The sequence below is a fragment of the Novipirellula sp. genome, assembly GCF_041583735.1.
Lineage (GTDB): Bacteria > Planctomycetota > Planctomycetia > Pirellulales > Pirellulaceae > Novipirellula.
This window is the reverse complement of sequence record NZ_JBFHFD010000440.1, coordinates 1-7,384: the sequence shown is the minus strand read 5'-3', so window position 1 is coordinate 7,384 and position 7,384 is coordinate 1. Positions and strand designations below refer to the sequence as shown.

The 7,384-nt window shown below is 56.3% G+C and carries 4 protein-coding genes; all 4 read left to right on the top strand.

All coding sequences use genetic code 11. From position 1 onward, the window contains the following. Window positions 1-1,758 (top strand): GH116 family glycosyl hydrolase (locus ABX962_RS25155; RefSeq protein ID WP_372723412.1); only part of this gene is annotated, 1,758 nt, incomplete at its 5' end. 32 nt (window positions 1,759-1,790) lie between these two features. Continuing rightward, window positions 1,791-2,066: a hypothetical protein gene (locus ABX962_RS25150; protein ID WP_372723410.1), complete on the top strand. Its 276-nt coding sequence runs from the start codon at window positions 1,791-1,793 to the stop codon at window positions 2,064-2,066. A 110-nt stretch (window positions 2,067-2,176) separates the two neighbouring features. After that, window positions 2,177-3,676, top strand: a complete 1,500-nt coding sequence (locus tag ABX962_RS25145) for an SHD1 domain-containing protein (RefSeq protein WP_372723409.1) — start codon at window positions 2,177-2,179, stop codon at window positions 3,674-3,676. A gap of 526 nt (window positions 3,677-4,202) precedes the next feature. Then, window positions 4,203-7,384: GH116 family glycosyl-hydrolase (locus tag ABX962_RS25140; protein WP_372723407.1), on the top strand; the 3,182-nt coding region annotated here is incomplete at its 3' end.

Genomic DNA, 7,384 nt, shown 5'->3' with positions numbered 1-7,384 from the left:
GGCCGCAAATTTTCGCTCGGCCCCGGTGAATCCAAGACGGTCTCCTTCGCCGTTTCCTGGCGTTTTCCGAATATTCGCTATGGCACCGCTTTTGGCGTCGGGCCGAAGTCGACCTCGCCCGGCCGCAATCACTACGCGACGGTTTGGCCGACCGCTGCCGAAGCTTCGAGTCAAGTAGCCAGCCGTGAGAGCGAGCTGTACGACACCAGCAAGAAATGGATCGATGCCTGGTACGATTCCAGCTTGCCGTATTGGTTTTTGGAGCGTGCGTTTATTCCCATCAACTGCATGCAAACCCAAGTCGCACAGCGAGTCTATCCACGTGGCAACGACACCGAGATTTACAATTTAGAAGAAGGCGTCCGCTGCTGTCCCGGCAATTGCACGCACGTGTGGAACTATGCCCAAGGTTTGGCGAGGGTCTTTCCAGAAATCGAACGCGAGTGCCGCGACAAGATCGAGTATGGTCTCGGTTTCGACGAGTCCACTGGCATGATCTACTTCCGCTATTCGATGAGAGAAGGCAAAAACGGTAAAGACGATGCTCTGGACGGCACCTGCGGCACGATCATTCGCGTGCTGCGTGAAAGCCAGATGACGACGGACTACCGCTTCCTCGAGAGCATGTGGGACCGGGTCAAACGTTCGATGGATTTTGTGATCAAGGAATGGGATCCAGATGAAGACGGGCTATTGGCCGGTGCCCAGCACAACACTTTGGATGAGCCTTGGTACGGCAAGGTGCATTGGTTGATCAACGTCTACCACGCCGCGTTGAAAGCATCGGCGGTGATGGCACGTCAGATGAATCAACCGGTCGTGGCCGAGCGTTATGAACGGATTGTCGCCAAAGGCGCACCGGCGATGGTGGATCTGCTTTGGAAGGAAGAATTCGGCTACTTCATTCACATTCCCGGGGATGCGGATAGTGAAAAGCACGGCTCGACCAACGGCTGTCATATCGACCAAGTGCTGGGCGAAAGCTGGCTGCACGAAGTCGGACTCGATCCGATCCTGCCCAAGGACAAGATTCGAAAGTCGCTGCAATCGCTGTGGAAGTACAACTTTGCACCAAACGTGGGCGAGTTCCGCAAAGTGATGAAAAACGGCCGTTGGTATGCCGCCGCTGGCGATGCGGGACTGGTGATGTGCAGCTTCCCCAATGGCAAAATTGAACCCAAGAGCGGCAAGCCCAGTTACGCTGGCTATCTGAACGAGTGCATGACCGGATTTGAATGGCAGGTCGCCGCCCACATGATCCGCGAAGGGATGGTCCAGGAAGGTTTGGCGATTGGCAAAGCGATCTATGACCGCTACTCGCCGGACGCTCGCAACCCTTACAACGAAGTCGAATGCAGTGATCACTACTCGCGTGCGATGGCCAGTTACGGTGCCTACTTGGCGGCGTGCGGTTATCGCTATGACGGCCCTGCAGGCAAGTTGGCATTCGGCCCGCGGCTGAGTCCCGAGAATTTCCGGGCAGCGTTTACGACGGCGGAAGGTTGGGGCCGTTTTTCCCAAAAAGTCGACTCGAGCAAGCATTCGGCCGCGGTCGAACTGCATTACGGCAAACTCACTCTGAAAGAGTTTACACTCGATGCGGTCCCGGGAACAACGGCAAGCGGCGCCAACGTGAAGCTTGCCGGCAACGAGATTCCTGCAACGTTTGGGTCAAACCAAGGCCAGTACGTTTTGCGTTTCGCGGAACCCGTGACCGTCAGCGCCGAGCAAAAATTGACGTTTGATTACACGTCATAAGTAAGGCAGCTAGCGTTTTACGGAGCACCGCTGTGACGAACTATCTTCCCCACTCGAGTAAGAAGCTAGCGATCCTGCAGCGGCGTGAAATGACGCTGTTCAAGTTGATCGATGAAAACGCTCCGCACACGAAGATTGTCGATGCGGCCAAGCAGGTACGCGAGGCCCGCATTCGCACGATCGAAGCTCGGATTGCGTCCGATGGTCCACGATCCGGACCCAACATCCACGACCGATACATCGAATTCGTTCGCCAAATGCCGCTTGAAACGGTCCTGGCGTACTTCGGCTATTCAAGGGGACAATAACAATATTTCCGGATCTGCTTCGAAAAGGTGACGGACCACATGTATCATATCGTTTCGCCAATCGATGGCGGCCTGCCTGAATAAACCATTTCTTTGCAAAGGATCGTTCGATGACTGCTGCTCGTCTGTTTCGCGGTTCTTTCGTTTTGCCAATCGCAATCGTTGTCCTTGCATTTTTGAATTCGTCGCAGGCACAATCGCCAGGGAAGCCAAATCGCGACGTGGACTTTGCGATCGGCGATCGCGTGGAAGTGCGGCAAGGAAACAAGTGGATCGAGGGTGAGGTCCTTGAGTCGATGCGTGGCGGACTGGTCAAAGTGCAGCTTGACAGCGCGCCGGCAAGTCGCGTTCTCAGAATTCCTCGGCAATTGATTCGGCGGGCGGACGATACGAAGTCAGCGACAACCGCAAAACAACCACGTGACGGTCAACCTCTGGCGGCACTGCGTCTGTGGACCGACAGCACCGGGCAACACAAGGTGGAAGCGGAGCTCGTCGCGGCCACTGAGGGCAAGGTCACGTTGCGGAAGAAGGACGGATCGCAAACCGTTTTGCCACTTGAGCGTCTTTGCGAGGAAGACCGAGCTTTCATTGCGTCCCAAATCGATGACGGCGGAGACGCTTCGCCGGAAGACGTGTTGCGGCAGTTTCTGGTGGCACTGGCTGGCGGCAATCGACGACAAGTCGTGACGTTGATATTGCCACACCCCAATGCAGCTATTCTTTTGCAAGGGGAAGCGGCGCCGCCGCAAGTCGTCGCGGAAATGAAAAAGCAACTCGCGTCGGAGGAGATCCGACGCTTGAAGTTGGGCGAGAAGGTTTCCTTGCCGGGCGGACGGACGATGACGGTGGACGAGGAGGATGTCAGCACGGAGCGAGTCCTGTTGCAGATTCCAAATCATCCCGTTCCCTACTCGCTCGTTCGCAAAAAAAATGGCTGGCGTGTCGATGCAGCGCCGATCATCCAGGCTCGCGTGGCGGCCCTCGCGGCACGCGACAATATCAAAACAGCGGCACGCGACAAAATCGAAACAGCGATGCGAGACAAAAACGGGACAGCAGCGTCCGTTTCCAATGACAAGGACTCAGCCGCCAAACCGAATGGCGATTGGCACACGGTGACCGCGATCGACGGACGCGTCCGGATCCAATTGCCGGGCAAACCGACCAGGACCGACCAAGTAACGCCGATTTCCCAAGGCTCAGTGACCTTCGAAATCTACAAGGTCTCGGCGCGGGGCCGGTTCTGGAATTTCTACGTCATCACGTATCCCGCGGCAGTGATTGATGCGGCGACGGACAAAATTGAATTTATCGCGAGAATCGGTAACGCAACGATGCGCAGCAAAGCGGGCAGCGAATCGATATCGCTGACGCCAATTGAAGACTCGGCCTATCCCGCCGTTCGATTGGAGTATCGCTATCCGCCGGGAAAAAATACGGCTGGCGAGTACGGTGGCGGCCAGGCGATGCACGAACTGTATCTGATCGAAAATCAAGTGGTGTGGGTGTTCGTCGATGTCCTGGATGCGGCCCGCGAAGTCGAAAACGACAAGGTGACTGCCGAGATCAAACGCTTCTTCGCATCATTTGTCATTCCGAAGGACTAACCGCTAGAAGTCGACTGCCCGATGCGAATGACTGCTCGGGTTCCTTACCGCAAGCATCTCATTTGAAGATCCTGTGCTTTAAGAAACGCGGCGATTTCCCGATTCCAGTTGCTGTTTCAGCCTGTCGCAAAACGTTAAATTCATGTCGCAATTCATCCTCGGCAGGACCGTTCCATCGGTTAAGATAAATGGGTTACACAGCCAGGATAACGTGACATCGGCAGCCGAACACAGCTGACGCAAATCATCCGACGGCGTCAAACGGTTGTCACAGACGAATGTTGGTCTTATCTGTCGAGCGATTTGATGCGACCAAGTCACTCGGTTCCCCGTTTTCATCGCAACCATTAATCCAGTGGGCACCGACAAAACGTAGAGGCACCTTGATTCCTTTTCGGATCACATGATCGCTGCAGATCTGTGTTCATGGGGTGATCGAACTCTGGACAATTAAGTTCTGGGCGATCGAGACATCATCAACACCAGACGCAATGCACTAAGCCAACCGCCAACCGATTCATTCATTATGCAATTGAACATCATCGACGATACCTCCGAAGTATCCTGTTGCGAGCCCGCTGTCGATTTCGACTTGTCACGGCGGCGTTTCTTGATTGCTGCGGGCGCAATGACTACCGCGCTCACTGGCAAGCCACTATTCGCTGCCGGTCGCCAGGAAAGCTATGCCGACGCGATTCAGTCGCACGAATCGCTGCGAGGCTATTGGCGGTTTGATGGCGACTTGACCGATGTGATGGACAAGGCACCTGCGAAGGGCGGCGGATCGGTATCCTATGTCGATGGTGTCGTGGACGGACAAGCGATTTGCCTCGCTCCGAAACAGCCCGCCCCAAAACAACCGGTTTCGGTACAGAACACGAATCACTTGCGTGGCCGCTCGGCGACGTTGGAGCTGTTCTTCAAACTTGCCTCGCCACCCAAGGGGAACGAGGATCCGGTGATCATCGCGCAAACCGCGGGGCAACAGGCTCGTTATATCGTCGGGATCAAAAACGACTTGTCGTCGCTGGTCTATCGCAACGTCAATGGCGACGTGTTGACGACGATCAATCTGCCCACCGACCAGCCGATTGAAGTGGGGCGATGGTATCACTTGGCAATCACCAGTTTTGATCTCGACCTGCGGGCCTACGTGGATGGTTACGAGTGCAGCCTACGCGGCGGTGCGTTTGAGTTCACTCGGCGAGGACCGAATAAATCGACCATGACCATGGGGGCGACCACGGTCAATGGATGGGGTTCGGCGGATATCTGTTTGGACGAAGTCGCCTGCTACGCGGAAGGTTTGACGCTGGCTGATTTCCAGCAGCATTTGAAGGCTGCGGGATGGGAACAACGTCTGAAAGAAACCGGCGAGATCGTCGCCCGAGTTGAAGCGGAGCGCAATGCCCATCGTGCGCGAAAAGAGCAGGCGATCCTGAGTGATCCCGCACTGACCGCTCCGGGCAAGACACGTGTTTACGAGGGCGAGAATCTCGGTGCGATCAACTTCACCGTTGGCGGCATCGGTGCTGGCGCCATTCAGTTCAACGGCAAGGCCGAGCCCGCTATTTGGCAGATCGCATGCAACTACTCCGAAGAACGCATCGCCGACAGCTTCCTTGCGGTGCGGGCGCAATCCGAGGGTGGGAAACCGGTTGTTCGCGCGTTGCAAACCGAGGCGTTCGGCCCGTTCGCAGCGATGTCGTCCTTGAAATTCGAAGGCGAATATCCGCTGGCGATGTATCGCTTCGAAGAGCCCGCGCTGCCGGTGGAAGTGGAACTGGAAGTTTTTAATCCGTTCATTCCAATGGACCTGAAGCACTCGGCGATTCCCTGTGCGATCTATACCGTGACGGTGACCAATCCATCGTCATCCGCCGTCCAGGTCGACGTCCTGGCCACGCAACAAAATGCACTCGGTTACGCCGAAGGCAAGGGAGGGAAATTCGGCAAGAATCAGAACCAGATTCTAAAGCAAACGGCAGATGCCAACGTAGTGGACGAGGCTACGAGTCCCCACCGCTCGGAAGGACTTCCGGCGAAGCCCACTACGGAATCGACCCTGTTGCATATGACCCGCAGTGGCATCGACAACTCGGATATGGTGTTGATGACAACGGCGTCCGGTGCATCGGGCTGCGCCGCTTGGGATTCGTTGCAGGAACTGCATGGTGGATTTGACGCCGACGGCCAGTGCAAAGGCCCCACGACGTCAGAGATTTCCGCCGCTGGAAAAACCGTCAACGGCGCTCTTTCGGCTCCCGTCGAACTCGCACCCGGCGAAACGAAGTCGGTCACCTTTGTGTTGTCATGGTACTTCAAAGCCGGAAATCACGGGTCGGGAAGACGACCGGTGAAATTAGAAGGCGAAAGCGGACAGAGCGTCGGCTGGTCGCACCAAGGACAAAACTACACTAATTGGTGGTCCGGTGCTCGCGATGTGGCGTCCTACCTGATTCGCAATCTAGATGATTTGATCGCGCGAACCCGCCGCTTCCATGACACGCTTTATGCATCCAGCTTGCCGAGGTGGTTGCTGGACAGACTCTCATCACAATTGGCGGTGCTGCGCAGCCAAACTTGCTGGTGGGCAGCCGATGGGTTCTTTGGTGCATGGGAAGGCAGCAATCCGACCGATGGTTGCTGCGCCGGAAACTGCACACACGTGTGGCACTATGCACAAGCCCATGCGCGTCTGCTGCCCGAATTGGGTCGCAAGATGCGGGAACAAGACTACAGCACGCTGACGCCGGACGGCTTGCTGCCGCATCGGCATACCAACAAGAGCCCGGCAGCCGATGGGCACTTTGGCACGATCCTGAACAGCTATCGTGAGCACCTCTGCACGACCGACAACCAGTGGCTACAGTTGCAGTGGCCCAACATCAAAAAAGCGATGGAGTGGGGGATCGACCACTGGGACCCCAATCGTGACGGATACATGCAGAACATTCAGCACAACACGCTCGACGGAGCGTTCACGGGATGCTCCTCATGGATCGGTACGCTGTATCTGTCCGCACTCGAAGCGGGTGCCCGGATGGCCGATATCATGGGCGAGCCCGACACGGCGGCGGAGTATCGCAGGATTCGAAAATCCGGCAAGAAGCTGCAGAATGAACGACTGTGGAACGGCGAATATTACATCCAAGAGGTTGGCCCAGAGCGTGCTCAAGACTACCTCGACGGATGCCATATCGATCAAATCCTTGGCGAATGGTGGGCCGGCCAAGTGGGCATCGACGCTAACTACCCGCCGGATCGTTCGCGCAAAGCGATGCAGTCGTTATTGAAGTACAACTTCCTGGCGGATTTTCATGGCCAATCGCTCAAGCCGCGGCAGTACTGCGAAGTCGACGATGGCGGCATGAAGATGATTACATGGCCCAAGAACCCACAACCGATTCCGGGCATGAAGTATGGCGACGAAGTGATGACCGGATTTGAGTACGGCGCGGCGGTCACCATGATACAAAACGGGATGCTGCGAGAAGGTCTGATGGTCATCAAGGCGATTGCCGATCGCTACAACGGCCGCCTGCGCACCGAGGGTGTTACCGATATGAAGAACGGTCCCTGGGGTTACTCAGGCAATCCGTTTGGCGACGATGAATGTGGCAAATACTACGGTCGCTCGTTGAGCGTTTGGTCGGCCTTGATCGCTTTACAAGGTTTCATCTACGACGGCCCGGCGGGGCGTATCGG

Excerpts from the sequence above, each read along its gene's own strand:
- ABX962_RS25145 (WP_372723409.1), top strand. The coding sequence starts at position 2,177 with ATGACTGCTGCTCGTCTGTTTCGCGGTTCTTTCGTTTTGCCAATCGCA.